Below are 26138 nucleotides of genomic sequence, written 5' to 3'. Positions count from 1 at the left end.
AGGGATTTTCGGTAGCGGTTTCAAGCGAAAAATGTGACTATTCGCTATAATTCCCAAAAAATAACAGGGTATGCGGCGGCGCGAAAACGCTCGTCTCTCCCGCTCCTTCCCGTCATTTCGACCGGAGCGCCGTCAGGCGCGGAGTGGAGAAATGACGGATACGGGATCGGTTCCGGCCGACGCTGAAACTCAAACTGACACATGACCGTATGTTTGAATTTGTTCGCTTTTTATTCAAAATTTTCAATGATTATACGGGATTGCCAAAAAAATTACTAATTTGCGAAAATATGCTCGACACGTATATTCAATATGACTAGTTGATTACACAATCTGCAATCCGGCCGGGCCGATATCCGGTCCTGCGCTTCAAATTCGGGCACGGGCCATGACATTCAAAGCAATCCGCCGCCCTCTCGTCTGGTTGTGCCCGGTGCTGGCCGTCGCCGCCGTCTTCGCGGCCACGTCGCACATGGATTACGCCATCGATCCGCGCGACCGCAATGGCGAAAAGTGGCTCGCCGAACATGGCGGCATGGCGTTCAATCTCGCCATCGTCGTGGACCGGAATGCGCCCTGCGTTCCGGCCGACCGCACCCTGTTCGCCAGCATACAGGCGCCTGTCCGGTAGCGCCGGATACCGCCGGGACCGCAATTCCGGCCGCCCGGAACCGCGACACTTCCGCCATTTTCCGGGCGCCCGGACCGGTACGATCCCGGCTCGATCCCGGCAAGCCGCTTGACCTGACCTGCGGGCCCGGCCATGTTCGGCCGCGACGAATTCACGGTTCCAAGGAAATCGGCCGCATGGCGAAAGAGGATCTGCTGGAGTTTTCAGGGACGGTCACGGAAATCCTGCCGGACGCGATGTTCCGCGTGAGGCTGGAGAACGACCATGAAATCCTGGCGCACACGTCGGGCAAGATGCGCAAAAACCGGATCCGGGTTCTGACGGGCGACAAGGTCAGCGTGGAAATGACTCCCTACGACCTGACCAAGGGGCGGATTACGTTCCGGTTCAAGTAGGGCCGCTTCAAGCAGGGCCGCTTCGGGCGGCGTCGCTTCTTTCGGGTGTCTGCGGCCGGACCGGTCTGTCGGGTGATTGCCGATCGTGACGTTCGTCCTCGCCTCCGCTTCGCCGCGCCGCCTCGACCTTCTCGCCCAGGTCGGCCTCGTCCCGGACCGGGTGCTTCCCGCCGAGATCGACGAGGCGCCGCGCCGCGCCGAATTGCCGGCGGCCTATGCCGCGAGGATGGCGCGGGAAAAATGTGCGCAGGTCAGCCGCCGGTGCAGCGCCGAGCGCGTGCTTGCCGCCGATACGGTTGTCGCCGCCGGGCGGCGCATCCTCGGCAAGCCGGCCGATGCGGCGGCGGCGCGGCGGTGCCTGAACCTGCTGTCCGGCCGGCGGCACCGCGTGATCGGCGCGGTTGCGCTGGCGCTTCCCGCTCCGGCGATACCCGGTCCGGCGGATTCCGGCCCGCCCGGTTCGGAACGGGCGGCCGAACCGGCGCGCATCGCAGTCCGGGTCGTGCAGACCGCCGTCACCTTCAAGCGGCTGCATCCCGGCGAGATCGACCGCTATGTCGAGAGCGGCGAATGGCGCGACAAGGCCGGCGGCTATGCCATCCAGGGCCGGGCGGCGATTTTCGTGCGCCGCCTGTCCGGCTCCTATTCCAATGTCGTCGGCCTGCCGCTGTTCGAAACCTGGGCCTTGCTGGAGGGCGCCGGATGACCTGGCATTGGATGACCCGGCACTGGATGACCGGGCGCGCGGCAACGCCCGGCGGGCCGGCGCGGCCGGAATTCATGCGGCGGGCGTTGCCGTGAGCTGTCCGGTCTGCGGCAAGCCGGCCGAAGCGGCCTATCGGCCCTTCTGTTCGCGCCGCTGCGCCGACGTCGACCTCGGGCGGTGGTTCAACGAGGACTACCGCATCCCGGCCCCGGAAGCGGACGACGGGCCGGACGACGATACGGAAACCGGAGCGGACGAAAGCGTCGGCCGCGGCGGCGCCGGCGCCGGAAACCCGCGCGGCGGGCTGGCGCATCGGGACGCAGGCGGCGGCGCAGCGGGTGGACTTGCCCGGACATCAAACCTATAAGTCGCCTTCTTCGCGCGGGGTCGCCGATCCGGTTCCAGGCCGCCGCCGCAGCGCATCGGGGCCCAGGTAGCTCAGTTGGTAGAGCACGTGACTGAAAATCACGGTGTCGGTGGTTCGATTCCGCCCCTGGGCACCATTCCGGCCCGTCATTACCGTCACATGGGCCATCGCATGGACCGTTCGGGGAGGCCCTGACGCATGGGGCGCCGACGGGCGGCTGCCACGGGGGCGGCCCGGTTGTTGCCGCTGATCCGGGCGCTCGAGGCCGTGCCCGTCTTCCTGTTCTGGGGCCTGATGCGGCTCGTGCCGTCGCCGGCCGCCTCGGCCATCGGCGGCTTCGCCGGTCGTACGTTCGGCCCGCTGCTGCCCTTTTCGCGGCGCGCGAAGGTGAATCTCAAGCGGATATTCCCGGATATGCCGGCGCCCCGGCGGCGCCAGGTCGTGCGCCGGATGTGGGACAATCTCGGCCGGGTCGCCGCCGAATCGGCGCGCATCGAGGCGCTGTGGGATCCCGCCTTGCAGGAGGCCCTTTCGGAGACCGGCATCGCGCGCCTGATGGCGGCGGCGCGGGCCGGCGAAGCCGTCACCCTGCGCGGCGGCCGGCTCGAGATAAGGGGCGCGGAAAACTTCGTCCGCCTGCTGACCCACCGGGGCCCCGCGCTGATCTTCGTGCCCCATATGGGCAACTGGGAGTTCCTGGCGGTCGGGGCGGCGAATTTCGGCGCGTTCACCTCCGTCGTCTTCCGCCGCCCGAACAACCCCTATGTCGGCTGGCTGCTGGACCGGAGCCGGGCCGGCCTGTTCGACCTGCTGCCCAAGGGCTACCAGGGCGGCGTCGCCGCGGGGCGGGTCATGGCCGAGGGCGGTCGCCTCGCGCTGCTGGTCGACCAGAAGAACAATCGCGGCGTCGCGCTGGATTTCATGGGCCGGCCGGCGATGACCGGGCTGACCCTGGCGCGCCTGGCTCTGCGCTTCGATGCGCCCGTGTTCGGCGCCTGCTGCCGGCGGCTGGACGGCCGGCGGTTCGCCATCGAAATCGCCGATCCGATGACGATCGAGCGGACCGGCGACGACCGGGCCGACGAGGCGCGCTTCATGCAGCGGGTCAACGACCGGATCGCCGGATGGGTGCGCGAGACGCCGGAACAATGGCTGTGGCTCCACCGGCGCTGGGGCCGTTAGCCCGGATTTTCCGCCGCATTCGCGGCCTGCGGCGCGACAAAACATACGATGCCCCGGCCCGGCCGCACGACTATTGTTTTCCGGTCTGCGAACTCCAGCCGTGGCCTCGCGCTAACCGTTTGAGATTACATCTTTTTCCGGCCTGTCTTCGGTGCGGCTCCCCGCGAATGGCAACCGGAATACCGCAGTGCGAGCGGAGACCTTGATGACCGCCTTCAACCAGGAAACCTTCGATTCGGTCGCCGACATCATCGCCGACATCTGCTCGATCGACCGGGCGGAGATCGCGCCGGACTCCCATGCCGTGAACGACCTCGGGATCGACAGCCTGGATTTCCTGGACGTCACCTTCGACATCGACAAGAAATTCGGCATCAAGATGCCGGTCGAACAGTGGATGGAAGAGGTCAACCAGGGCGATGCCGACGCCGACGAATTCTTCGTCATGAAGAACCTGGTGGTCCGGATCGAGGAACTGCGCGCCGCGAAGGCCGCCTGACCGGCCCGCCGACGGCGCACCCCGCTCCGCTCCGGCGAACGATCGTGAATCTCGAATATTTCCAGATGGTGGACCGGGTCGAGGCCTTCGACCCGGCGCGCCGGACCATCCGGTGCCTGGCGCAGGTGCCGGAACGCTCGACCGTCTTCGAGGGCCATTTTCCCGGTTACCCGGTCATGCCGGGCACATTGCTGGTCGAGGCGGTCGCGCAGGCCGGCGGGTTCCTCCTGATGGCGCTCAACGGCTACAATCGGATGCCGGTCCTGACCCAGGTCGTGAAGGCGCGCATTCGGGAGGTGGTGGAACCGGGCGCGGTGCTGACGATCGAGGCCGAAGTGCAGCAGGTCAGCTCCGGCCTCTCGGCCGTCGACGGCCGGATTTCGGTGGCGGGCCCCGAGTCCCCGACCCGTGCGGCGGAATGTGAAATCCGCTATAGGACGGTGCCGTTCCCGGCGCCCGGACTGCGCGACCTGGTCATCGCCCGGGCCCGGGAGATCGGCGCGCCGGTGACTTCGGGCGGGGCACAGAGGTGACGGATCGCGAGGTTTGCATAACCGGCTACGGCCTGCTTTCGCCGCTCGGCGAGACGCCGGCGGCCCGGTGGGCGGCGCTCAACGATCCCGCGACCCGGCGCGCCCGCATCGACGAGGCGGCGACGGCGCCGTTCCCGATCCATACCATCGGCGACTACGACCTTGCCGCCCAGGTGCCCCGGCCCGGCGACCGGCGCGCCATGGGGCCGATGATGCAGTACGGCGCCTATGCCGCCGGGCTGGCCCTCGACATGGCCGGCCTCAAGGACGACGCGGACCTGCTGCAGCGCACCCACATGATCGTCGCGTCCGGCGGCGGCGAGCGCGACCTGGAACTGGACCGCCAGATTCTCGAAGGCGCGCCGGGGCGCGGCGAGCGCGACGCCCGGGACGAATGGATTACCGCCCAAATGGCCGACGGGCTGCGGCCGACGCTGTTCCTGGCGCAACTGCCCAACCTGTTCGCCGGCAATATCTCGATCGTCCACAAGGTCGCCGGGTCGAGCCGGACCTTCATGGGCGAGGAAGCCGCCGGCGCCGACGCCCTGCGCATCGCCCACCGCCGGCTGGCGTCGGGCCAGGGCGAGATCTTCCTGGTTGGCGCCGCCTTCGCCTCCGAACGGCCGGAAATCCAGATTTCCTACAATGCCGGCGGCCTGCTGCTGCGCGGCGGCTTCGCCGACCTGTGGAGCCGGCCCGACGCCGGCATCTGTTTTGGCGCGGCCGGCGCCTTCCTGGTGCTCGAATCGCGCGAAAGCGCGGCGGCCCGCGGCGTCGCCGTGCGGGCGGTCCTGCGCGGCGTGGAAAGCGACCGGACCGACCGCCGCACCGGCGATCCGGCGGCGACCGCCCGGCGGCAGTTCGAAAAGCTGGGCATCGGTCCGGCCGGTTCGGACACGGCGGTCCTCAGCGGCGCCAGCGGCGCCGGTGCGGCGACCGGCATCACCGCCGCCGAGCGGGCGATGCTCGAAGATCTGGCCGCCGGCGCGCCGGTGCGCGGCACGGCCCAGGCGGTCGGCCACGCCGTCGAGGCGGCGTTCCTGCAGAATGTCATTCTCGCCGCGGCTTGTGTAGAACAGGGGCAGATCTTCGCTCCCCTGTCGCCGGATGCGCCGGTCGAGGCCGTTGGCGCCGGTCCGGTCTTCCGCGCGCTGGTCACCGGCTGGGGGCATGTCCGGGGCGAGGCCCTGGCGCTCGTGGAAAGAACAGGATGACCCGCCCATGACCGGCTCCCGCGATCCCTTTGCCCGCGCCGTCGCCGTCACCGGCATCGGCATGATCACGTCGCTCGGCCGCGGCGTGGCGGAAAACTGGCAGCGGCTGAGCGCCGGCGACTCCGGCATCCGGCGAATCGCCCGCTTTCCGACCGAGGGCCTGCGCACCCAGATCGCCGGCTGCGTCGATTTCATGGATGTCGATCCGGTCACCATCCCGGCGCTCAGCCGGGCGATGGCCGAAGCGGTCTCCGACGAGGCCGTCGCCGCCAGCGGCATCGCCGAGGACGGCGCCATCGACGGCGACCTGTTCCTCGCCGCGCCGCCGATCGAGCATGACTGGGAATCGCGCTTTGACCTGCTCGATACCGTCGATCCCGGCGGCGGGCCCTATGCCCGCGGCGACGGCGCCGCCGGAACCGAAGAAACGCTGCCCTGGCACCGCGAGTTCATGAACGGCTCGCTGGCCGACTGGCTCGCCGCCCGCCACGGCTGCACCGGTTCGCCGATCACGCTGACGACGGCCTGCGCGTCGGGCGCCTCGGCGATCCAGCTCGGCGTCGAATCGATCCGCCGCGGCGAGCGCCCGGCCGCGCTGTGCATCGGCACCGACGGCAGCATCAACAGCGAATCCCTGATCCGCTTCGCCCTGCTCTCGGCCCTCTCGACCAAGAACGACCCGCCCGAACAGGCCGCGAAGCCCTTCTCGCGCAACCGCGACGGCTTCGTCATGGCCGAGGGCGCCGCCGCCCTGGTGCTCGAACATCCCGACCATGCCAGGGCCCGGGGCGCGAAAGTGCTCGGCTGGATCCTGGGCTGCGGCGAGGCGGCGGACACCTTTCACCGCACCCGCTCGAACCCGGACGGCGGGGCCATCGTCCGCTCCATGGCCGGCGCCATTACCGACGCCGGGCTGGCGCCGGCGGACATCGGCTACATCAACGCCCACGGCACCGGCACGCCGGAAAACGACAAGATGGAATATCTCGGCATTACCGAGGTGTTCGGCGAGCACAAGGAGCGGCTGGCGGTCAGTTCCAACAAGTCGATGATCGGCCACACGCTGACCGCCGCCGGCGCGGTCGAGGCCGTGGCGACGGTGCAGGCGCTGGGCGACGGCCTGCTGCCGCCGACCATCAACTACCGCGAGCCGGACCCGAACATCGAGCTGGATGTCGTGCCCAACGAAGCGCGGGCGCAGACGGTCGAGTTCGCGCTCTCCAACAGCTTCGGCTTCGGCGGCCAGAATGTGAGCCTGGTGCTGGCCGCGGCGGGGTAGGCGGGGTAGCGCACCGGACCTGCGCCCGCACCGGCGGCCGGGTGCTTCGACTGAGGATGCCGGGCCGTAGGGGAGGGTTTGAAACCCTCCCCTGCAACCTTGCCCGCCGGGCGCGCCCGAAACCGCTTGAACCTGTCGTGCTCGCGTGCTAGTTCCCGTATTGTTCCACGCCTCCTCGGCAGTGTCGAACGGCTCGGCGGCGTCCGGTCCGGGCCCTTTGTGCGCGAATTTCGGTCTTTTCATCGGGCGGTCTCCTCCAGCGATCGCCGCTCATATATTCTTGATTTGTTCGATTAACAAGGGTAAAAATCTTATTCAGAAAATATATTCACGGAAACGCGCGGGTTTGTTTCAAAAATTGCTTGATTTTCTGGACTTCCGGCCAATAATAAATAATATTTCCTACCTGGGCGGTCCGGCACACATCCGCCCGGCGGAACGGCCCGCGGCAAAGGGCCGGCCGGGCATCGCCGGTATCCGTTTTCGCCATCGGGAGGCAGCGCCATGTTGACCCACAGCGACGTCTGGGACGCGATCGACCGGCTCGCAAAGAAATACGGCATGTCGGCGTCCGGCCTGGCGCGCCGCGCCGGGCTCGATCCGACGACCTTCAACAAGAGCAAGCGGATCATGCCGAACGGCCGGCAGCGCTGGCCGTCGACGGAGAGCGTATCGAAAGTCCTCAAGGCGACCGGCGCGTCGCTCGACGAGTTCATGGCTCTGCTCCAGGGCGCGGACGGGGACCTGCCGGTGCGGCGGATACCGCTGATCGGCCACGCCCAGGCCGGCGAGGCGGGCTATTTCGACGATGCCGGCTACCCGACCGGCGGGGGCTGGGACGAAGTCGACTTTCCCGACCAGGGCGGCCGCTTCGCCTATGCGCTGGAGATTTCCGGCGACAGCATGGCGCCGGTCTATCGCGACGGCGACCGCATCGTGGTCTCGCCCGACGCCAGCGTGCGGCGCGGCGACCGGGTCGTCGTCCGCACGGCCGGCGGCGAGGTGATGGCCAAGGAGGTCCAGCGCATGACGGCGAGCCGGGTCGAGCTGCTGTCGATCAACCGCGAGCACGACGACCGCAGCCTGGATCGCGAGGACATCGAATTCATCCACCGGATCGTCTGGGCGAGCCAGTAGCGCTTTGCGGCGCGACCGCAAATCGGAACAGCCCGTTGAAATCCGTCTCGACGCGCATTAGGTTCGACGGGTATCCGCCTCAAGCGAGTACGCCCGCTCCCTTATCCCGAGCGTGCGCCGAAAGCTTGGGGCTTTTTGTTTTCGATGCGGTCCGGAGCCATGAGGATACGGCGTATCGCCGTGCTGATCGACGGCGGGTTCTTTCTCAAGCGCTTACCGAAGGTCGTTGAACCGAAATTTCGCGATAGCCCCGACGCCGTTGCCGACACCGCCAGAATTCTGTGCAAACGCCATGTCCAAAGACTGATCGGCGAACCGCGGTCTGCGCAGGAAAGCCGTTGGCTCGATCATGTCTACCGCCTCTTCTATTACGATGCATCGCCCTATGAAGGCGTATCTCACCATCCTGTCCTCAACCGCCGGATATCGTTCGGCACAACCGATCAAGCGGGATTCCGGCGAGAATTATTCAACGCTCTCCGCCGCAAAAGAAAATTCGCTCTTCGTCTGGGCAAGGTGGTCAAGGAAGGCGACTGGCAGATATCGTCGAGACTGACGAAGCAATTGCTGAAAACCGGGGAATGGCTTTCTATCCTGGATGACTACCTGCATGCTCGGGACGTTCCGCCGCCGCCGCTCTCCGAAGACCGTTCCCGGGAGTTCGAAAAACTGATTGCCGCTTGGCGAAGCCTGGATGCGGGAAATGTAGTTTTGGGCTTACGTCAAAAGGGGGTCGATATGCGGATCGGGCTCGATATAGCGTCCCTTGCCCTGAAGAGGCAGGCGGACACCATTATCCTCGTAACGGGGGACAGCGATTTCGTACCGGCGGCCAAGTTTGCGCGCCGCGAAGGCGTCGAGTTCATCCTCGATCCGATGCGGCAAAGCATTTCGGACGACTTGTTCGAGCATATCGACGGCCTCGTTTCTCCGCTTCAGAGGGATGCTCCCGCCGACCGGGACGCCAGCGACGATAGCTGAAGGAAGGCCGTCGTCCGTACCGCCGCCGGCTAGGTGATGGCCAAGGAGGTCCAGCGCATGACGGCGAGCCGGGTCGAGCTGCTGTCGATCAACCGCGAGCACGACGACCGCAGCCTGGATCGCGAAGAGATCGAATTCATCCACCGGATCGTCTGGGCGAGCCAGTAGCGGCGGCGGCGTCCTGACAGGTTTGGGCCGATCGTATGCGATACGGATATTGAAGCGTCTTCAAAATACGCTCATTCTTGCGGCATGAAGACGACCGTCGATATTCCCGAGCGCGAGCTTGAGGAGGCCGTCCGGTTCACCAAGGCCCGGACCAAGCGCGAAGCGGTGGTCGGCGCCATCGCAGACTTCAACCGCCGCATGCGCATGGCCGAACTCGCAGGCTATGCCGGAACCTGCGAGAATTTGATGACGCCGGAAGAACTTCAGGCCCAACGCCGCGGCGCCTGATTCTTGATCCCGATCGACACGTCGAGCTGGATTCACATGCTTCGGCCGAATGGCGACCCGGTCGTACGGGATCGCGTTGTAGCGGCGCTCGCCAGCGGTCAGGCCTGTTGGTGTCCCCCGGTGCAACTCGAACTGTGGAACGGCGCCCGCGGTCAGCAGGAGCGGAAGGTGCTCCGACACTTCGCAAACGCGCTTCCGGAGCTTGCCGCGAACGAAGGCGTCTGGCTGGAAGCCTACAATCTGGCCCGGCGGGCGCGGGCGCGGGGCGTGACGGTGCCCGCCGCCGACGTGCTCATTGCCGCTTGCGCACGGTATCACGGCGCCGCTCTCGAGACGGCGGATAGCGACTTCATGCTTCTGGAAGCGATCGACAACTGACCGGCGCAACGACGGCGCCCCCAAGGCATGGCGGCGATGTGGTAAGGGCATCCGCCGTTTCGGCCGGGCGATCCATCCGTTTCGTCACTTCGACCCCGCGCAGCGCCCCGTCCGTCATTTCGACCGAGCGCAGCGAGTGGAGAAATCTTTCCGCTGCGACGCCCGGGACCTTGCACCGTACCGGAAAGATATCTCCGCTCCGCCCCGGATTGCATCCGGGGCTCCGGTCGATATGACGACGGTAAGCATGCCGGAAAGGCCGGCCGCGCGCGGCGCCGGTCCCAAAGCACGGCGGCGATCGGACTCGCAAAGCGCCGATACCGGGTGCTAGGGTGCCGCCCCTTCCCGCCCGGCCGCGCGATATCCGGCCGGCCACAGACAGCGGACGCGATATGGCCCATTATGTTGACAAGGACACGGGCGCCACGGCCTGGACCTGGTATGACGGCGCGTGGCACGACGAGCCGGTCAAGGTCATGGACGCCATCGGCCCGGGCTCCTGGCTCGCCTCCAGCGTTTTCGACGGCGCCCGCTATTTCGACGGCGTCGCCCCGGATCTCGACCTGCACTGCCGGCGCGTCGTCGATTCCGCGGCGCAGTTCGGCCTGAAGGCGATCAAGTCGGCCGAGGAGATCGCCGCCCTGGCGTGGGAAGGGATCGAACGGTACGCCCCGGACCGCTCGCTCTATATCCGGCCGATGTTCTTTGCCGGCAGCGGCTTCCTGATCCCGGATCCGGACGGCACCGAATTCGCCCTGGTCCTGGAGGTCATGGAAATTCCCGAACCGACCGGGTTTTCCGCCTGCCTCACCCGGTTCCGCCGGCCGACGCCCGAGACGGCGCTGACCGAGGCCAAGGCCGGCGCGCTCTATCCCAACGTCGCGCGCTGCCTCGCCGAGGCCCTCGACAAGGGCTTCGACAACGCCGTGGTGCTGGACGGCAACGGCAATGTCGCCGAGTTCGCCACCGCCAACCTGTTCCTGGTGCGCGACGGGGTCGCGGTCACGCCGGTCGCCAACGGCACCTTCCTCGCCGGCATCACCCGGTCGCGGGTGATGGCGCTGCTGCGCGAAGCCGGCGTCGGTGTGGAGGAGCGGCGGGTCACTTTCGCGGAGGTCAGGGCCGCCGACGAGGTCTTCTCCACGGGCAACTACGGCAAGGTGCTGCCCTGCACCCGGGTGGAGGACAGGGACATGCAGCCCGGCCCGGTCTACCGGCAGGCCCGCGAACTCTATTTCGACTGGGCGCGCCGCCAGCCCTCACCCCTGCGCCCGGCGGCCTGAGGTAGCGGAAGAAAAAAGGCCCGGAGCGGCGCTCCGGGCCTCGTTTCGGCTGTCCGGGGAGGACGGACGGTCGGACGGCGGTATTTGCATTTGCAAATACTAACCTCGTCCCGAGCAGCTCCGGATTAAATCCGGGGCCTATCGAGGGACGGGAAGGTTCAGGCGGCGGGCCGGAACGCCTCGCTCACCTTGGCCCAGCGGGCCTGCAGCGGCTCGGAGACCTCGGACGCCAGGCTGGCGGACATTTCCGAGATCTTGGTCGACTCGGCGACCACCCTGTCGAACGCGCTGCGCACCGATTCGGTCTGCTTCTGCACCAGCTCCGGATAGGACTTGACGGAAATCAGGTCCTTCGCGGTGGCGGCGGCGTCGGCGAGCGCGGCCTGGTTGAACGCGGCCAGTTCCCCGGCCATCGTTTCGGCGCCCTTCTTGGCGATCTCGCTGGCGGCGAACAGGGCATCGAGATTGCCCTTGTTCCATTCGGCCACCTCGTCGATCTTCGGGGCCATGGTCGGCCACACCCTGGCATACTGCTCCCGGGCGGCGGCGTAGAACTTGTCGACATTCTCGCTCAGCGCATCGGCGCCGACCTGGTAGGCCTTGTCGACATTCTCCTTGCCGGCCTTGAGCGCCTTCTCGGCGCTCTCCTGGCCGGACTTGACGGCGGCTTCGAACTGCTCGACGCCGGCTTTGGCGAAGTCCTTGGCTTCGGCCTTTTTCGCGGTCCTGGCGGTCATGGTTTCGTCTTCCTGTTTCGGGTTTCGGGGTGCAGCGCGCACCGGCCGCGTTTCGGCTTCTGTTGCAGTGCGGCAGGATATTGTGCGCTGCGTTATGAGCGGCATATATGCCGCGGTGCAGCAATGTCAAGAAGAAAATTGTGCAATGCACAAAATAACGGTTTGCAGCGAGATTCGGGCGCGGCAGGCCGTTGGGACAGGCGTCATATCGACCGGAATGGTCCGGAAGGACCATGGAGTGGAGATATCTCTCCGGCACGGCGCGATGAACCGAAGCGCGATGCGGGAAAGATTTCTCCGCCTCGCCCCGGATCAAGTCCGGGCCTTCGGTCGAAATGACGGCGGAGAGAGGCCGGATCGCCGCGCCGGTCAGGCCGCCCCGAGCCCGTCTTCGTCCAGCGCCTTGCGCAGCAGGGCAACGAAGTCCGGCAGGCCGTAGAGCGCCACGAAGGAGCCCATGCGCGGGCCCTGGCTCTGGCCGAGCAGGATCTCGTAGAGCGCCCGGAACCAGTCGCGCAGATTGTCGAAGCTGTGGCGCTTGCCGACCTCGTAGATCTGTGTCTGGATATCCTCGCCCGAAGCGCCGGCCGGCATCTTCGCGAGCACCGACGCGAGGTCTTCCAGCGCGGCCCGTTCGCCGCCCTCCGGCGCGCGGTAGGATTTGGCGGGCTCGACGAAGTCCCGGTAATAGGCGACAGCATATTCCGCCAGCCGGTCGAGCAGCGGATGGGTGGCCGGCGACGCCTCGGGCGCATAGCGCGAGACGAAGCCCCACAGCACGCCCTTGTCCGCGGCGTTCACGACGCTCGCCAGGTTGAGCAGCAGGGAGAAGGACAGCGGCGTCGCCTGCGCCGGCGGGCGGCCCTCGTGGATATGCCAGGCCGGATTCTCCGCCTGCTCGGCGGCGTCCTGTCCGCCGGCCTTGCCCAGAAAGGCCAGATACTCGTCGGTCGCCTTCGGGATGACGTCGAAATACAGCCGCTTGGCGCGTTTCGGCTGCTGGTACATGAACAGCGCCAGGCTCTCGTGCGGCGCGTAGCGCAGCCATTCCTCGACCGCCAGTCCGTTGCCCTTCGACTTGGAGATTTTCTCGCCCCTGTCGTCGAGGAACAGCTCGTAGGTGAAGCCGGCCGGCGGCCTGCCGCCGATGGTCCGGCAGATGCGGCCGCCGAGGCGCACCGAATCGATCAGGTCCTTGCCGGACATCTCGTAGTCGACGTCGAGCGCCGTCCAGCGCAATGCCCAGTCGACCCGCCATTGCATCTTGCAGCCGCCGTCGAGAACCGGGTGCTCGAACGGCTCGCCCGTCCGTTCGCCGCCATCGTCGACGCACTGGAACACCGCCGTCCCGTCTGCCGGCCGGCCCTCGACGACGACGGCGTTGTGGACCACCTGGCGGCGCTCCGCACCGACAGCGTCGTCCCAGGCCGTCACCACCGGGAAGAGCGGCGAATAGCTCTTGCGCCGCGCCTCGCCGAGCTCGGGCAGGACGATATTGCGCACCGGCTCGTATTTCTCCAGCACCCGCAGGATTGTCTCGTTGAACCGGCCCGAGGCATAGGCGTCCGTCGCGCTCAGGAACTCGTAGTCGAAGCCGAAGCGGTCGAGGAACGCGCGCAGCCGCCCGTTGTTCGCCGCGGCGAAGCTCTCGCTCTCGCCGAACGGGTCCGGCGTCGAGGTCAGCGGCGAGCCGTGGCGGATCACCCGCCCTTCGCCGTCCTTCGCTTCGGCATAGGGCGCCAGCCGGTCGCGGTTCGGCACGTTGTCCGGCACCTTGCGCAGCCCGTCCATGTCGTCGGAAAAGGCGATCAGCCGGGTCGGCATCCCGGTCAGCGCCTCGAAGGCGCGCCGCACCATGGTGGTCCGCACGACCTCGCCGAAGGTGCCGATGTGGGGCAGGCCGGACGGGCCGTAGCCGGTCTCGAACAGGACGTGGCCCTTGTCGGGCAGCCGGCCGTTCAGCCGCTTGGCGAGCGCCCGCGCCTCCTGGAACGGCCAGGCCTTGGCATGTTCGGCGATGTCGGCCCCGATACGCATGGGCGCTACCTATGCCGCACCGCACAACCGGTCAACGCGCCGGTCCCGGCCGCCGCTGCCTTGGGACAAGGAACCGCATGGAGGAACAGGCCGGCGGCGGGCGTCCGAATGAGGTTCGGAATTGGGGCGTGCCGTGCTATCGGTCGGGCATGTTGGGCGGGCACAACGGCGCCGGCGCACGGCGCGGCCGTGTCGCGGCCCTGGCGGTTGCAGCCGGCATGTGGCTCGCCTCCGGCGCCGCCGCGGCCGGCGAATTCTACCTGCGCGGCGGCTTCGGGCTCGACCGGCCGGGCGACACGGCATTCATGGACGAGGACTGTTCCAGCACCATGCCCGCGGCACTCTACGGCTGCGGCACCGGCGGCGACGGTGCGCCCTACCGGTCGGCCGGCGCGTTCGGGACGGTGCCGGCGGTCGGGCTCGGGCTGGGCTACGCTGCCGGCGCGGCGCGGTTCGAGGCGCTGGTCGAGTATCGTCCGGACCTTGCCTTCCGGGGCCGCACCAACTTTCTGGCGCCGGAGCGGCAGCAATCGGTCTCGGCGAACCTGTCCTCCGTGTCCGGGATGCTGGCCGGCTTCGTCGACCTGGGCGCGCTGGGGCTGCCGGAGCCGGGCCCGCTGGCGCCCTTCGTCGGCGCCGGCATCGGCGTCGCGCGTACCCGGATCGGGACGACGACCATGACCTTTCCGACGACCACGACGACAGTGCCGGGCGGGACCCGGACGGGGCTGGCCTGGATGGCGACGGCCGGGGTTGCGGTCGCGCTGGGCGAGCGGGTGACGCTCGATCTCGCCTGGCGCTACACCGACCTCGGCGCGGTCCGCACGAAACGCGGGCCGGGCCGGGTGGTCTGGCACGACGGCAGCCAGGAGCCGCGGCCGCTCGATCTCGCGCCGACCCGGGCGCGGTTTGCAGGCCACGGCGTCCGCCTGTCCCTGCGCTACGTCTTCGGCGAATTCTGAAGGCCGGAAGCCGGCCCTTGTGCCCGGCGCCGGGCGGCGGTTATTCGGCGGCTTCGATCCGGCCTTCGATATGGGACTGGCGTTCGGCAAGGCGCAGCATCTCCTGCCGGAAGGCGTCCATGGACGCCTGCCATTGCCGCCGGTCGGCGTCTGCCGCGGCCCTTGCAGCGCGGCGGTCGGCTTCGGCGGAGGCTCTGTCTTCGCCGATCCGCTTGTCGAGGCGGCTCGCCATGCGCCAGCCCATGCCGGCCAGGGCGAAGCCGACGGCAAGGATCGTGCCGATAATCGCGTAGGTGTCCGGGGCGAAATCCATGCCGTGACGATAGTCCCGGCGGGCCGGTAAGGTCAATCGGTGAAACGCCGGACCGGCGCACGCCGCCTTGTCTGTCGGGCCCTGGCTGTCGGGCCTTGCCAGTCGGGCCTTGTCTGCCGGCGCCGGTTCCGGGGCCTGTCGAATTGCCGGTGGCGGCGGAGGGCGAAACGGCTGCAAGATCGGTTATGACCGGGATCGATGGATTGCCCGGCGCCGTGCTGGTCGTCGGGTCGCGCGCAGCGCTGTGGCGGACCGGCGGCGTCGACGAGCCGCTCACCCTGCCGACGCTTGCCGGGAAACTGGCTGCGGACGCGGACCGGGTGCTGCCGCTGCACTGCTACGGCGCCGGGATCGCGCGGCGGCTCGGCGTCCGGCGCTTTCCGGGCCGGGATATCCTCGACCTGTTCGCCTTCGCCCGGCCCGGCGTCTTCTGCCTGCCGACGCCGGCCGGGATTGCAGCCGCGCTGAGCCTGGCCAAACCGCACACGCCCGCCGAAGAAGCCGATACGCTCACCGCCGCAGCCGCATCGCTGCTGGAAGAGATTGCCGATCTCGCCGACGACCCGGAGGCCCGGAATTTGTCGGGCGCGCGCCCGATCGCCCGCGCCATGGCGGCCGGCGGCTGGAGCTGGGCCGGCCCGGTGCTGGCGGCCCTGCACATCCCCGCGGCCGAGGCCGGGCGCCCCGGCGCGATGGCCGGCCTGGAAGCGTGGCGTGACCTGCCGGAATGGGCCGAGCGGGCGCCTGAGCCGCCGCCGGGTGACCGGCCCGTATCGGCGGAGGAAGCGCGCGCCCGATTGGCTGCCCTGGTGCCGGAGGAGGCCGAAGAGCGCCCCGAACAGGTGGACTACGCCGCGGCGGCGGCGGGCGCCTTCGTGCCGCGCCTTGCCGAGGACGCGCCGAATGTCGTGCTCGCCGAAGCGGGCACCGGCGTCGGCAAGACCATCGGCTATGTCGCGCCCGCCAGCCTGTGGGCGGAGAAGAACAGCGGCGCGGTCTGGCTCTCGACCTTCACGCGCAACCTGCAGAACCAGATCGACGGCGAGCTCGACCGGCTCTATCCGGACCCGGCCGAGAAGGCGCGCAAGGCCGTGCTGCGCAAGGGCCGCGAGAACTATCTCTGCCTGCTCAACCTCGACGACGCCGTCGCCGTCGCCCGCACGCGCCGGGAGGAGGCGGTCAGTCTCGGCCTCGTGGCGCGCTGGCTGACGGCGACGCGGGACGGCGCCCTGGTCGCCGGCGACCTGCCGGGCTGGCTCGCCGACCGGATCGGCCGCGGCCGGATCGATGCGCTCACCGACCATCGCGGCGAGTGCGTCTATGCCGCCTGCCGCCACTACAGCCGCTGCTTCGTCGAACACAGCGCCCGGCGCGCCCGGCGCGCCCGCATCGTCGTCGCCAACCATGCCCTGGTCATGGCGCAGACGGCGATGGCGGCGGTCCATCCCCGTGATCGTCTGGGCGATCCGCACGCCCCGGCCCGGCTGGTCTTCGACGAGGGCCACCACCTGTTCGGCGCGGCGGATTCGGCCTTCGCCGCCCATCTAAGCGGGCAGGAGACCGCCGACCTGCGGCGCTGGCTGCGCGGGGCCGAAGCGGCGGCCGGCCGCCGGTCGCGGGTGCGCGGCCTGAACAACCGGATCGGCGACCTGATCGTGGAGGACGACGGCGCGGCGGAGGCGCTGGACCGGGTATTGCGCCACGCCGCCCAACTGCCGGCGCAGGGCTGGCTGCAGCGATTGGGCGAAGGCAACCCGCAGGGCACGGCGGAGCGGTTCCTCGCCGCCGTCCGCGAGCAGGTCTATGCCCGCAGCCCGGAGCGCGACAGCCTCTACGGCCTCGAAGCCGATATCCGGCCGGTTCCGGAGGCGCTGCTCGAATGCGCGGGCGACCTGGACGCGGTCCTGCTCGGGCTGGCCGAGCCGCTGAAGCGCCTCCGGCTGGCTCTCGAAGACATGCTCGATTCGGAGGCCGAGACGCTCGATACCGCGACCCGGCAACGGCTCGACGGCGCGGCGCGCAGCATCCTGCGCCGCGCCCTGATGCCGCTCGCCGCCTGGCGCGCCATGCTGGAAACGCTGAAGTCCGATCCCCCGGACGAGTTCGTCGACTGGTTCGCGGTCGACCGCCGGTCCGGCCGCGACATCGATATCGGCATGCACCGGCGCTGGATCGATCCGATGGAACCGCTGGCCGCCGTCCTGTCGCGTCAGGCCCACGGCCTCCTCATGACGTCGGCGACCATGAAGGACCGGACCCGCGCCGACGACAAGGGGGAAGGGGACGAGGGCTGGGCGTCCGCCGACCTGCGCTTCGGCGTGCGCCATCTCGACGGGCCGACCGCGCGTTTCGCCGTCGCCTCGCCCTTCGACTATCCGGCCCAGACCCGGATTTTCGTCGTGCGCGACGTGAACGGCGGCAATGCCGACCAGGTCGCCGCGGCCTACCGGGAACTCTTCATCGCGGCCGGGGGCGGCGCGCTCGGCCTGTTCACCGCCATCGCCCGCCTGCGCGCCGCCCACGAGCGCCTCGCCGAACCGCTCGACGACGCCGGCCTGCCGCTGCTCGCCCAGCATGTCGACGGCTTCGACGTGGCGACCCTGGTCGACCTGTTCCGCGCCGAGCGCAACGCCTGCCTGCTCGGCACCGACGCGGTGCGCGACGGCATCGACGTGCCCGGCGACGCGCTGCGCCTGATCGTCTTCGACCGGGTGCCCTGGCCCCGGCCCGACCGCCTGCACCGGGCGCGGCGCGCGCGCTTCGGCGGCGCGGCGTGGGACGACATGCAGACCCGGCTCAGGCTGAAACAGGCGTTCGGCCGGCTGATCCGGCGCAAGGACGACCGCGGCGTGTTCGTCCTGCTCGATTCGCGCCTGCCGACGCGCCTCACGACGGCGTTCCCGGACGGCGTCGACGTGCGGCGCACCGGCCTCGCCGAAGCCGTGCGGGAAACGCGTGCGTTTCTGGCCGGTTGATTCCGCCCTGCCGGCCCCCTAAGTGCCGGTCCACCGCGCGATCCGCGCCGACGTCACGGCGGAGCCCCCCGGCATGAGCCAGCATCACAACGCCCTGATCTACACCATGGTCATCGTCTCGGCGGCGGACCGGGAAATGACCGACGCCGAACTGCGCCGCATGGGCCAGCTCGTGACGATCCTGCCGGTGTTCCGGGATTTTCCGGTCGACGATCTGCCGGCCGCGGCGCGGGACTGCGCGGCGCTGCTGGCCGACGAGGACGGGCTGGAGAAGACCCTGGGGCTGATCGCCGAGGGCACGCCGCCGAAGCTGCGCGAGACCGTCTATGCCGTCGCCTGCGACATCGCCGCGGCGGACGGCAAGGTCGAGGAGGAAGAGGCCTACCTCCTCCAGATGCTGCGCCATTCCCTGGGCGTCGACCGCCTCGCCGCCGCCGCGATCGAACGCGCCGCCCGCGCGCGGCATACGACGCTGTAGGGGAGCGGCCGGACTGTTACCTGTGTAACCGGTTTGCACTCCCCGGAATTCCCCCTTGGGATTCCTCTGCGAAAAGCCGCAAGTATCCGCCAACGGACGCTTTCCTATCCCTCCCCCTCTTCAGAGGGGGAGGTCAGGTGGGGGTGCAGTGGTGTCAGGCACGGCCTTGCCGGTGCGCGGACACCCCCATCGACCTCGCTGCGCTCGGCCACTTCCCCCTCTGAAGGGGAATTATATACTTGACCGAACAGGGCGGTCGGCTATGACAGGGGATGGCTCGCCCTTTCCGCCGCCGCCCTTCGGCTTGTGCTTCAGCAGCGCGCGGGCCACCATATCCGGCGTAGCGCCCGCATAGCGCGGGTTCAGAACTTCCACCTTCGGCGGCGGCTTCGGCTTGTCCGTCATCGCATGTATCCCCGTTTCTTGTTTTCGCGCCATAATCCCGACAGCGTGAAGATGTTCGACTTGAGCCGGTTGCACGGCCCGCAGAGTAGAATCCGGTTGGTCACATGGTTGATCCCGCCGTCGCTGCGCGGGACGTTGTGATCCAGTTCCAGGTAGCGCGGATCGTCGAATGATCGGTCGCAGCCCTGGCAAACGGGGCCGTGCTGATCGAGCAAGTGCGCGTACATTTCGGCACGCGTCCAGCGCGGCCCCTCCGGCTCTTTGACCCGTTGCTTGACGCGCAGGAACGGCGCGGCCTCGCCGCCATCGTCCGTCCGCTCTGGCGGCGCATCGGTGAACGTCACTTCCCCGAACAGTCCGGTCGTATCCCGCAGGCGCTCCGTGACCAGCCGGTGCGCGCTTTCCCAAATGTCCATGCCGACCCATTGGCGTTGCAATTTCTCGGCCGCGACAAGCGTCGTAGCGCAGCCGGCAAAGGGATCGCAGACAATCTCGCCGGGGTTGCTACTGGCAGCTATGACGCGCTCGTACAGCGCCAACGGCTTCTGCGTCGGGTAGCCAACGCGCTCGTCGGCTCGCGAGTTGATGGGAGCGACATCGTTCCAGACATCGCCCATGGGGCGACCCCTCTGTTCGTCCAAGTAACGTTTCAGTTGAGGAACGCGGCCCGGCCCGGTCTGGACAACCCGACCCTCGGCATGGGCCGCTTCCATCCGCTCGCGCGTCCAGCGCCACACCCGCGTGACGCCGAGAAACTCATAGGTCAAATTCGGGCGGTCGCGGTTCGGATTGATCAGATTATCCAGTCGATACAGGCGACCGCCATCGTCCCTATGGCGGTATTTCGACGCCGTTTTCTCGTCCATATTCGACTCGTCGTATGGACGGAAAACGACATCTGAATTCCATGCAGCTTGGTCGCTTCGCTGATAAGACAGGATCACGTCGTGGTTCGTCGGCAGCCGCTTCGTCATCAATGCCTTCGCTGGCGTCCGCTTCCAAACGATTTCGTTCCGGAAGTTCCGCCATCCGAATATCGCGTCCATGCACGCTTTCAGGTAGTGCGAGGCGGTGGGGTCGCAGTGCAGGTAGATCGAGCCGGTCGGCTTCAACAGCCGCCGCATTTCGAGCAATCGAACCGCCATGAAGCACATGTACGCGCCCATGCCGTCGCTATGCGCGTATCGCGCCGACTCGATGGCTTCCATCAGGAACGGGTAATCGTCCCGGATTTGATCGGACCAGTCTTCGTGCACGTCGCGTTCCCATGACCAGCGGTCTTGAAACTTGGCGCCGGCGGCGAGGCTGTCCGGAGTGGCGTGGAAGTCCCGCCCCTTGTTGAACGGCGGGTCCGTCGCGATCAAATCGACGGACTCGCTATTCATGGCCCGGAGAAAGCCAAGGTTGTCGCCGTGGAAAAGCGTGCGGTTCTGCCAGTTGGCAGATTCAGTCATCGCCGAACATCAGGTCGCCGATGGCCTTCTGACTGACTTGCCAAATCGAGTAGCACTTGCCGTCGATTTTCAGATCGCAGGCAAGCGTATCCTCGTTCCATTCATGCCGGGTCTGAAACAGGCATTGCTTACCGTGGAAAGCATGGATTTTAGTCGCCGCGCGGACTTCGATTTTTACTCCCGGCGATTCTTCTTCTTCGACCCAATCATTCTGACTGTTCAGCCGCCCGACGAACAAAACTGACATGTTTTTTCGTTCACACCTGAGAGTTCGTTGCAACCTTTTCGCCGGGTCGAGTTTGTTGAACCGTTCGACATCGCGTTCAATGGTATCGACGATTTGCTCGAACGTCCCCTGCACCGTGCAGTCCGCACGGATGGCAACCCAATTTCGTTGCCGGCGTTCTTCTTCGGTCATACCGCCCGCGCCCCGCTTGCCAGTCCGTTGTCGGCAATCAGTTCCCGGTACATCAGGCGCTTGCCGATCAGGCCGGTAACGACGCTCGCCATTTGGTCTGCCGTGTCCGCTTCCCGGACGTTGTGCTTGCCGGCGAACTGGCGGACGTAGCGGCCAAGATGCTTCGGGCTGATCTTGTGGTATGTGCCGTGGAAACCGCGCTCGAACATGGACCAGAACGACTCGATCCCCTGCGTGTGAATTTCGCCGTCCCGGACGTACTCGCCTGCCGAGTGATTCACCGCCTCATGCGGGCGGTCCAAGCCGAGATAGGCTGAATGCTCATCGGTGTAGACCGTCGCCGCCGGGTCCGTCCGGCGCTCGACAAACGCCGTCAACGTCGCGGTGCTGGTATCGGGAACGATCCCCGCGCTGACGCGGTTGGTATCCCGGTCTTTCACACCGGCGACGATGGTCTTGCCCGCCGCGCCGGTTCCGGTGCCTTTCAGCGCTTTCCGCTTCGACTGCGACATGTTCTTGCGCAGGCCCCCGATGTAGGTCTCATCCGCCTCAACCGGTCCGGCAAACTGCGCCATTTCATCGGCCCAGGCTTCCCTGATCCGCTGCAACATGAACCATGCCGTCTTCTGCGTCACTTTCAGGTCCCGATGCAAGCGCATGGACGATACGCCCTTGAGCGACACCATTTCGAGATAGATGGCGAAGACCCACTTGCGGAGCGGAACGCGCGACCGCTCAAGCGCCGTGCCGATCCGCACCGAAAAGCCTTTGCGGCAGTCGGGACACCAATAGGGCTGCTTCTTGGTCGCCGGGGCTTCAACGGTTTCGCACGATCCGCAGTGCGGGCAGTGACGGCCCTCCGGCCAAACCTTCGACTCGAACCATGCGGTCGCCGCGGCCTCGTCCGGGAACATCTCGGTCAACTCGATCAGGCTAATGCCTTCGCGGTGTGCCTTTCCCGGTCCCTTCTGCGCCATCGTCTTTGCCTCAAACCTTTGTTACACCTAGTATATAGGGATGATCGGCTGTTCGGTCAAGTATATAATTTCCCTCTGAAGAGGGGGAAGGACAAGTTTGCCGCGGCCCGGCTCATGGCCTTTCGCAGAGGAATCCCAAGGGGAGGGGACGCTTTGCTTGCTCTGTCGTATCCCGTTCGCGGTTATTCTTGTGGAGGAATTCTCTTCGGAGGGGGCGGCCGGCGGCGCGGCAGCGTCGCCTAGCTCTTGAAAAACGCTTCCGCGCCGCTCTTGTAGTCCTGCTTGGCGGCGATGGCGGCGCGGGCGCGGTCGATTTCCGCCTGAAGGCCTGCGATATAGTCGTTCAGTTCGTCGATGGACATCAGGTCCATGTCCGGCTTGCCGGCCGGCCGCGCGGCGGGTTCGAGATCGTCGGTATCCAAGACGCTGCCTCCCTCCGCTTCGCACGGCCCGCGCCTGTCTGGACGCAGGCGCGCCCGTTGCCTATATCACGCCTTCGCCGGGCCGCCAAAAACCACGGCAACGACGCCCGCGCCGCCTGAGCGCCCGAATTCCGGCGCGCGAATCATTTTTCCGCAGGAGGGTTGCGATGAACCGGCCGATGATGCCGAAAGCGACAGCCGTGTGGCTGGTCGAGAATACGGCGCTGACCTTCGGGCAGATTGCCGAATTCTGCGAACTGCACGAGCTGGAGGTCCAGGCGATCGCCGACGAGGATATCGTCTCCGGCATGGCCGGGATCGACCCGATCCAGGCGGAGCAGCTGACCCAGGAAGAGATCGACCGCTGCCAGGCCGATCCCACGGCCAGTCTTGTCCTGAAAGAAACCGATATTCCGACGCCGGTGCAGCGCTCCAGGGGCGCGCGCTACACGCCGATCGCCAAGCGCCAGGACAAGCCGGACGGGATCGCCTGGCTGCTCAAGCATCATCCCGAACTCACCGACGCCCAGATTTCCAAGCTGCTGGGGACGACCAAGACCACGATCAACGCGGTGCGCGACCGCTCCCACTGGAACAGCTCGAACATCCGCGGGCGCGATCCGATGGATCTGGGCCTGTGCAGCTACGGCGACTACAACGCCGCCGTCGAAATCGGCCGCGCCCGGGTTCAGAAGGAAAACGAGAAGGCGGAACCGGCGCCGGAACCAAAACCGGCGATCGATTTCGGAATTTCGTCGCTGGTCAGCGACCTTCCGGGCAGCGAGCGGGCTTAGGGGCCGGCGTCCGGATCGGACGGTTCCGCCCATTCAGCGAATCTCTACAAGAACCTCCCCTGCCTCCAGGGCAGTTTCGATCTCCTCGAGGTGCGGCACCAGCCGGGCCCGAAGCGCGGCGTTGGTGGTATTCCCCCAGCGCAGCCAGACCACTTGCAGACCCGGTTCGCGCCGGGCCCGGTCGGCGAAGTCGGCATCCTTGGACCAGATGACGGCCTGCGCCGCGCGCGCCCACGCTTCGATTTCGCCGTCCGCGGCCGCACCGAGACCGATTTCGTTGACATGATCGCAGGCGTGCCCCCGATCCGAAAGCCATCGCGCGAGGCCCGGCGGCAACTGGGCATCGATCAGGAAGCGCATGGATCAGGCGGCAATCACGATGCGATGGTCGGTTGCCGTCGCCCCATAGGCGAGCGCGGCGTTCAGATCCGCTTCTTCGAGATAGGGATAGTCGTCGAGGATTTCCGCCGCCGCCGCGCCGGACGCCAGAAGCTCCAAAATGTCGGAGACCCGGACCCGGGTTCCCCGGATGTGCGGGCGGCCGGCGCAGATCGCCGGATCGATGGCGACCCGGGCCGGCGTCTGCGGGGCATCGGCCCTGCGGCCGAGGATTTCGGTAGGGATACAGATTCTGGCGCCCTTGCGCGGCGCCGAGTGCCCGTACCTGCTCAGGAAGGCCCGCAGTTCGCTTTCCAGGGCGTCAGCCCGGTGCGTGCCGGGTTCGACGGTATGGAACCATTGCTGGAGAACGCGTTCTGTCTGCCGGCCGTCCCGCTCATTCCGTTCAGAGAAATAGGCTTCTGCCGTGTTGTTCGAATACCCGACGAATTTCGAGGGCGCAAAGAACCACCGCTCGCCATCCGGCTTGGCGGCGTACCATGCATGAACCATCGACATCAGATTGCGCAAACCGGCGCCGCGCGGTCTATCCGCAAGTTCGGTCTGATAGCGCAGGATGTTGGCAATTGCCTGATCCCGATCGGCAACCAAGCTGAGTGTCGCCATGTCAGTTACCGCATGTTAAAATTTACGTAAGATAGGTATAAGGTAAAACAGGTGTAATTGAAAGTCAACAAGAATCGACATTACAGCAGGTATCGGGACGCGCTCGACGTTTGGAACTGCATACTGAAGCCCATGTATCGCAACGCCGAAAGGGAAACGCGACGGGCGTGCCGCTTGTCCGATTGTCGGGCCGCCGGCCAGCCTCGGCCTAAGCCCCCTTCGCGTATCCCGCCGATTGCAGCGCCGCGGTGATCTCATCGAGGATCGCCGGGTCGTCGATCGTCGCCGGCATCTTCCAGGCCTCGTCGTCGGCGATCTTCTGCATCGTGCCGCGCAGGATCTTGCCGGAGCGCGTCTTGGGCAGGCGCGGGACGACCACCGCCGACTTGAACGCCGCCACCGGCCCGATGCGCTGGCGCACCATGCCGACGATTTCCCGGACGATCTCGCCGTCGTCGCGCGCCACGCCGGCATTCAGCACGAGAAATCCGAACGGAATCTGGCCCTTCATGGCGTCGGCCACGCCGATCACCGCGCATTCGGCGACGTCCGGATGGTCGGCCAGGACCTCCTCCATGCCGCCGGTCGAGAGCCGGTGGCCGGCGACGTTGATCACGTCGTCGGTCCGGGTCATCACGAAGACATAGCCGTCCTCGTCGATGAAGCCGGCGTCGCCGGTCTTGTAGTGGCCGGGGTACTCTTCGAGGTAGGATTCGAGGAAGCGCGCCTCGGCGTTCCACAGGTTGGGCAGGCAGCTCGGCGGCAGCGGCAGTTTCGCGACCAGCGCGCCGACCTCGCCCGGCGCCACTTCCTGCTGGTTCTCGTCCAGCACCCGCATGTCCCAGCCCGGCATCGGCAGGGTCGGCGAGCCGAGCTTGACCGGCAGCATTTCGATGCCCGCCGGGTTGGCGCAGATCGACCAGCCGGTCTCGGTCTGCCACCAGTGGTCGATCACCGGGACGTTGAGCTGCCGCGCCGCCCACTGGATCGTGTCCGGGTCGGCGCGCTCGCCGGCGAGGAACAGGTAGCGCATGCCGCTCAGGTCGTAGTTCCCGATCAGGTCGCCGTTCGGGTCCTGCTGCTTGATCGCCCGGAAGGCGGTCGGCGCGGTGAACAGGACCTTCACGTCATGCTCGGAAATCACCCGCCAGAACACGCCGGCGTCCGGCGTGCCGACCGGCTTGCCCTCGAACAGGACGGTCGTGTTGCCGTGCAGCAGCGGGGCGTAGACGATGTAGGAGTGGCCGACGACCCAGCCGACGTCCGAAGCCGCCCAGTAGGCCTCGCCGGGCTCGACGCCGTAGATGTTCTTCATCGACCAGTGCAGCGCGACCATGTGGCCGCCATTGTCCCGGATCACGCCCTTGGGCTGGCCGGTCGTGCCCGAGGTGTAGAGGATGTAGAGCGGGTCGGTCGCCGCGACCGGCACGCAATCGGCCGGCGTTGCGCCGGCGACCGCCTCTTCCCAGTCCTCGTCGCGGCCGGGCACGAGGCCCGCCGTAACTTGTTCGCGCTGGTAGACGATGCAGAAGTCCGGCTTGTGGCTGGACAGTTCGATCGCCTCGTCGAGCAGCGGCTTGTAGGCCACGACGCGCCCCGGCTCGATGCCGCAGGAGGCCGAGACGATCGCCTTCGGCCCGGCGTCTTCGATGCGCACGGCCAGTTCGTTGGCGGCAAACCCGCCGAAGACGACCGAGTGGATGGCGCCGAGCCGGGCGATGGCGAGCATGGCGATGGCCGCTTCCGGGATCATCGGCATGTAGACGATGACCCGGTCGCCCCGGCCGATACCGCGCGCCTTCAGAACGCCGGCGAAGGCCGCCACCGCGTCGCGCAGCTCGCGATAGGTGTATTTGCGCTGCGCTCCGGTGATCGGGCTGTCGTAGATCAGGGCGAGCTGATCGGCCCGGCCGCCTTCGACATGGCGGTCCACGGCGTTGTAGCAGGTGTTGCATTCGGCCCCGGCGAACCAGCGGTAGAAGGGCGGATTGCTGCTGTCGAGCACCCGGTCCCAGGGCTTGTGCCAGTGCAGCCCCGCGGCAGCCTCGCCCCAGAAGCCCTCCGGATCCTCCAGGGAGCGCTTGTGAATGTCGGCGTAGGGCTGGGTCATGGCGGGCCTC

Annotated in this window: 30 protein-coding genes, 1 tRNA gene and 1 pseudogene; 20 read left to right on the top strand and 12 right to left on the bottom strand. The window is 67.4% G+C overall.

What is annotated here, in order from left to right:
- The first annotated feature begins 388 nt into the window (after nt 1-388).
- The 10 genes and pseudogenes from OXM58_01740 to OXM58_01695 all read left to right on the top strand — a co-directional run bounded on the left by OXM58_01740 (nt 389) and on the right by OXM58_01695 (nt 6806).
- Nucleotides 389-631, top strand: a complete 243-nt coding sequence (locus tag OXM58_01740) for a hypothetical protein (protein ID MDE0147068.1) — start codon at nt 389-391, stop codon at nt 629-631.
- 176 nt (nt 632-807) lie between these two features.
- Complete coding sequence (gene infA / locus OXM58_01735; protein MDE0147067.1) at nt 808-1026, top strand: translation initiation factor IF-1; 219 nt, start codon at nt 808-810, stop codon at nt 1024-1026.
- An 85-nt stretch (nt 1027-1111) separates the two neighbouring features.
- Nucleotides 1112-1732 (top strand): Maf family protein, encoded by a 621-nt coding sequence (locus tag OXM58_01730; protein MDE0147066.1) that lies wholly within the window; start codon nt 1112-1114, stop codon nt 1730-1732.
- A gap of 91 nt (nt 1733-1823) precedes the next feature.
- Nucleotides 1824-1946, top strand: a pseudogene (yacG, locus tag OXM58_01725) (DNA gyrase inhibitor YacG).
- Between the two features lie 213 nt (nt 1947-2159).
- Nucleotides 2160-2235 (top strand) — tRNA-Phe (locus OXM58_01720).
- Nucleotides 2236-2297: 62 nt separating this feature from the next.
- Nucleotides 2298-3281, top strand: a complete 984-nt coding sequence (locus OXM58_01715) for a hypothetical protein (GenBank protein ID MDE0147065.1) — start codon at nt 2298-2300, stop codon at nt 3279-3281.
- Between the two features lie 205 nt (nt 3282-3486).
- The gene (locus OXM58_01710) at nt 3487-3780 is read left to right on the top strand and encodes an acyl carrier protein (GenBank protein ID MDE0147064.1); all 294 of its coding nucleotides are present in this window, start codon (nt 3487-3489) and stop codon (nt 3778-3780) included.
- Nucleotides 3781-3824: 44 nt separating this feature from the next.
- Nucleotides 3825-4313, top strand: coding sequence for a beta-hydroxyacyl-ACP dehydratase (locus OXM58_01705; GenBank protein MDE0147063.1), 489 nt, complete (start codon nt 3825-3827; stop codon nt 4311-4313).
- Nucleotides 4310-5527, top strand: coding sequence for a beta-ketoacyl-ACP synthase (locus OXM58_01700; protein ID MDE0147062.1), 1218 nt, complete (start codon nt 4310-4312; stop codon nt 5525-5527). The genes OXM58_01705 and OXM58_01700 overlap by 4 nt, the downstream gene beginning before the upstream one ends.
- Nucleotides 5528-5534: 7 nt before the next feature.
- Nucleotides 5535-6806 (top strand): beta-ketoacyl synthase N-terminal-like domain-containing protein, encoded by a 1272-nt coding sequence (locus tag OXM58_01695; GenBank protein ID MDE0147061.1) that lies wholly within the window; start codon nt 5535-5537, stop codon nt 6804-6806.
- Nucleotides 6807-7134: 328 nt separating this feature from the next.
- Here the strand turns inward: OXM58_01695 and OXM58_01690 are convergent, their stop codons facing one another.
- Nucleotides 7135-7296, bottom strand: coding sequence for a hypothetical protein (locus OXM58_01690; GenBank protein MDE0147060.1), 162 nt, complete (start codon nt 7294-7296; stop codon nt 7135-7137).
- A 14-nt stretch (nt 7297-7310) separates the two neighbouring features.
- Between OXM58_01690 and OXM58_01685 the strand changes: the two genes are divergently transcribed.
- The 6 genes from OXM58_01685 to OXM58_01660 all read left to right on the top strand — a co-directional run bounded on the left by OXM58_01685 (nt 7311) and on the right by OXM58_01660 (nt 11041).
- Nucleotides 7311-7943, top strand: coding sequence for a helix-turn-helix transcriptional regulator (locus OXM58_01685; GenBank protein MDE0147059.1), 633 nt, complete (start codon nt 7311-7313; stop codon nt 7941-7943).
- 180 nt (nt 7944-8123) lie between these two features.
- Entirely contained in the window at nt 8124-8924 is an 801-nt protein-coding gene (locus tag OXM58_01680; protein ID MDE0147058.1) for an NYN domain-containing protein, read from the top strand.
- Nucleotides 8925-8960: 36 nt separating this feature from the next.
- Nucleotides 8961-9092, top strand: coding sequence for a hypothetical protein (locus OXM58_01675; protein MDE0147057.1), 132 nt, complete (start codon nt 8961-8963; stop codon nt 9090-9092).
- Nucleotides 9093-9176: 84 nt separating this feature from the next.
- A complete protein-coding gene (locus OXM58_01670; GenBank protein MDE0147056.1) occupies nt 9177-9380 on the top strand; it encodes a type II toxin-antitoxin system VapB family antitoxin in 204 nt (67 codons plus the stop codon).
- 3 nt (nt 9381-9383) lie between these two features.
- On the top strand, nt 9384-9758 hold the full coding sequence (locus OXM58_01665) for a PIN domain-containing protein (protein ID MDE0147055.1): 375 nt from the start codon (nt 9384-9386) through the stop codon (nt 9756-9758).
- Nucleotides 9759-10150: 392 nt separating this feature from the next.
- The gene (locus tag OXM58_01660) at nt 10151-11041 is read left to right on the top strand and encodes a branched-chain amino acid aminotransferase (GenBank protein MDE0147054.1); all 891 of its coding nucleotides are present in this window, start codon (nt 10151-10153) and stop codon (nt 11039-11041) included.
- Between the two features lie 158 nt (nt 11042-11199).
- Here the strand turns inward: OXM58_01660 and OXM58_01655 are convergent, their stop codons facing one another.
- Nucleotides 11200-11778, bottom strand: a complete 579-nt coding sequence (locus OXM58_01655) for a phasin family protein (GenBank protein ID MDE0147053.1) — start codon at nt 11776-11778, stop codon at nt 11200-11202.
- Nucleotides 11779-12147: 369 nt separating this feature from the next.
- Nucleotides 12148-13815, bottom strand: a complete 1668-nt coding sequence (locus tag OXM58_01650; protein ID MDE0147052.1) for a lysine--tRNA ligase — start codon at nt 13813-13815, stop codon at nt 12148-12150.
- Nucleotides 13816-13943: 128 nt separating this feature from the next.
- Here OXM58_01650 and OXM58_01645 point away from each other — a divergent pair, with 128 nt between their 5' ends.
- Nucleotides 13944-14777 carry an outer membrane beta-barrel protein gene (locus tag OXM58_01645; GenBank protein MDE0147051.1) on the top strand — a complete coding sequence of 278 codons (834 nt, stop codon included), beginning with the start codon at nt 13944-13946 and terminating at the stop codon, nt 14775-14777.
- A gap of 40 nt (nt 14778-14817) precedes the next feature.
- Here the strand turns inward: OXM58_01645 and OXM58_01640 are convergent, their stop codons facing one another.
- Entirely contained in the window at nt 14818-15090 is a 273-nt protein-coding gene (locus OXM58_01640; GenBank protein MDE0147050.1) for a hypothetical protein, read from the bottom strand.
- Between the two features lie 185 nt (nt 15091-15275).
- On the opposite strand from OXM58_01640, the gene OXM58_01635 reads away from it, so the two are divergent.
- A complete protein-coding gene (locus tag OXM58_01635; GenBank protein ID MDE0147049.1) occupies nt 15276-18065 on the top strand; it encodes an ATP-dependent DNA helicase in 2790 nt (929 codons plus the stop codon).
- A 73-nt stretch (nt 18066-18138) separates the two neighbouring features.
- Nucleotides 18139-18543, top strand: a complete 405-nt coding sequence (locus OXM58_01630) for a tellurite resistance TerB family protein (GenBank protein ID MDE0147048.1) — start codon at nt 18139-18141, stop codon at nt 18541-18543.
- Between the two features lie 231 nt (nt 18544-18774).
- Here OXM58_01630 and OXM58_01625 read toward each other — a convergent pair whose 3' ends face one another.
- From OXM58_01625 to OXM58_01605, 5 genes are all read right to left on the bottom strand, one after another.
- The gene (locus tag OXM58_01625) at nt 18775-18948 is read right to left on the bottom strand and encodes a hypothetical protein (protein MDE0147047.1); all 174 of its coding nucleotides are present in this window, start codon (nt 18946-18948) and stop codon (nt 18775-18777) included.
- The gene (locus OXM58_01620; GenBank protein ID MDE0147046.1) at nt 18945-20402 is read right to left on the bottom strand and encodes a DNA methyltransferase; all 1458 of its coding nucleotides are present in this window, start codon (nt 20400-20402) and stop codon (nt 18945-18947) included. Before OXM58_01620 ends, OXM58_01625 begins: the two co-directional genes overlap by 4 nt.
- Nucleotides 20395-20820, bottom strand: coding sequence for a hypothetical protein (locus OXM58_01615; GenBank protein ID MDE0147045.1), 426 nt, complete (start codon nt 20818-20820; stop codon nt 20395-20397). Before OXM58_01615 ends, OXM58_01620 begins: the two co-directional genes overlap by 8 nt.
- Complete coding sequence (locus tag OXM58_01610; GenBank protein ID MDE0147044.1) at nt 20817-21797, bottom strand: IS1595 family transposase; 981 nt, start codon at nt 21795-21797, stop codon at nt 20817-20819. Before OXM58_01610 ends, OXM58_01615 begins: the two co-directional genes overlap by 4 nt.
- A gap of 239 nt (nt 21798-22036) precedes the next feature.
- Nucleotides 22037-22219, bottom strand: a complete 183-nt coding sequence (locus OXM58_01605; GenBank protein MDE0147043.1) for a DUF1192 domain-containing protein — start codon at nt 22217-22219, stop codon at nt 22037-22039.
- A 167-nt stretch (nt 22220-22386) separates the two neighbouring features.
- Between OXM58_01605 and OXM58_01600 the strand changes: the two genes are divergently transcribed.
- Nucleotides 22387-23013 carry a DUF1013 domain-containing protein gene (locus tag OXM58_01600; GenBank protein MDE0147042.1) on the top strand — a complete coding sequence of 209 codons (627 nt, stop codon included), beginning with the start codon at nt 22387-22389 and terminating at the stop codon, nt 23011-23013.
- Nucleotides 23014-23046: 33 nt separating this feature from the next.
- Here the strand turns inward: OXM58_01600 and OXM58_01595 are convergent, their stop codons facing one another.
- From OXM58_01595 to OXM58_01585, 3 genes are all read right to left on the bottom strand, one after another.
- Nucleotides 23047-23373, bottom strand: coding sequence for a DUF5615 family PIN-like protein (locus OXM58_01595; GenBank protein ID MDE0147041.1), 327 nt, complete (start codon nt 23371-23373; stop codon nt 23047-23049).
- A 3-nt stretch (nt 23374-23376) separates the two neighbouring features.
- Nucleotides 23377-24018 carry a DUF433 domain-containing protein gene (locus OXM58_01590; GenBank protein MDE0147040.1) on the bottom strand — a complete coding sequence of 214 codons (642 nt, stop codon included), beginning with the start codon at nt 24016-24018 and terminating at the stop codon, nt 23377-23379.
- Between the two features lie 208 nt (nt 24019-24226).
- Nucleotides 24227-26128, bottom strand: coding sequence for a propionyl-CoA synthetase (locus OXM58_01585; protein MDE0147039.1), 1902 nt, complete (start codon nt 26126-26128; stop codon nt 24227-24229).
- Nucleotides 26129-26138 lie beyond the last annotated feature (10 nt).

Source organism: Rhodospirillaceae bacterium (assembly GCA_028819475.1).
Lineage (GTDB): Bacteria > Pseudomonadota > Alphaproteobacteria > Bin65 > Bin65 > Bin65.
This window is presented reverse-complemented; position numbering and strand designations above follow the sequence as displayed.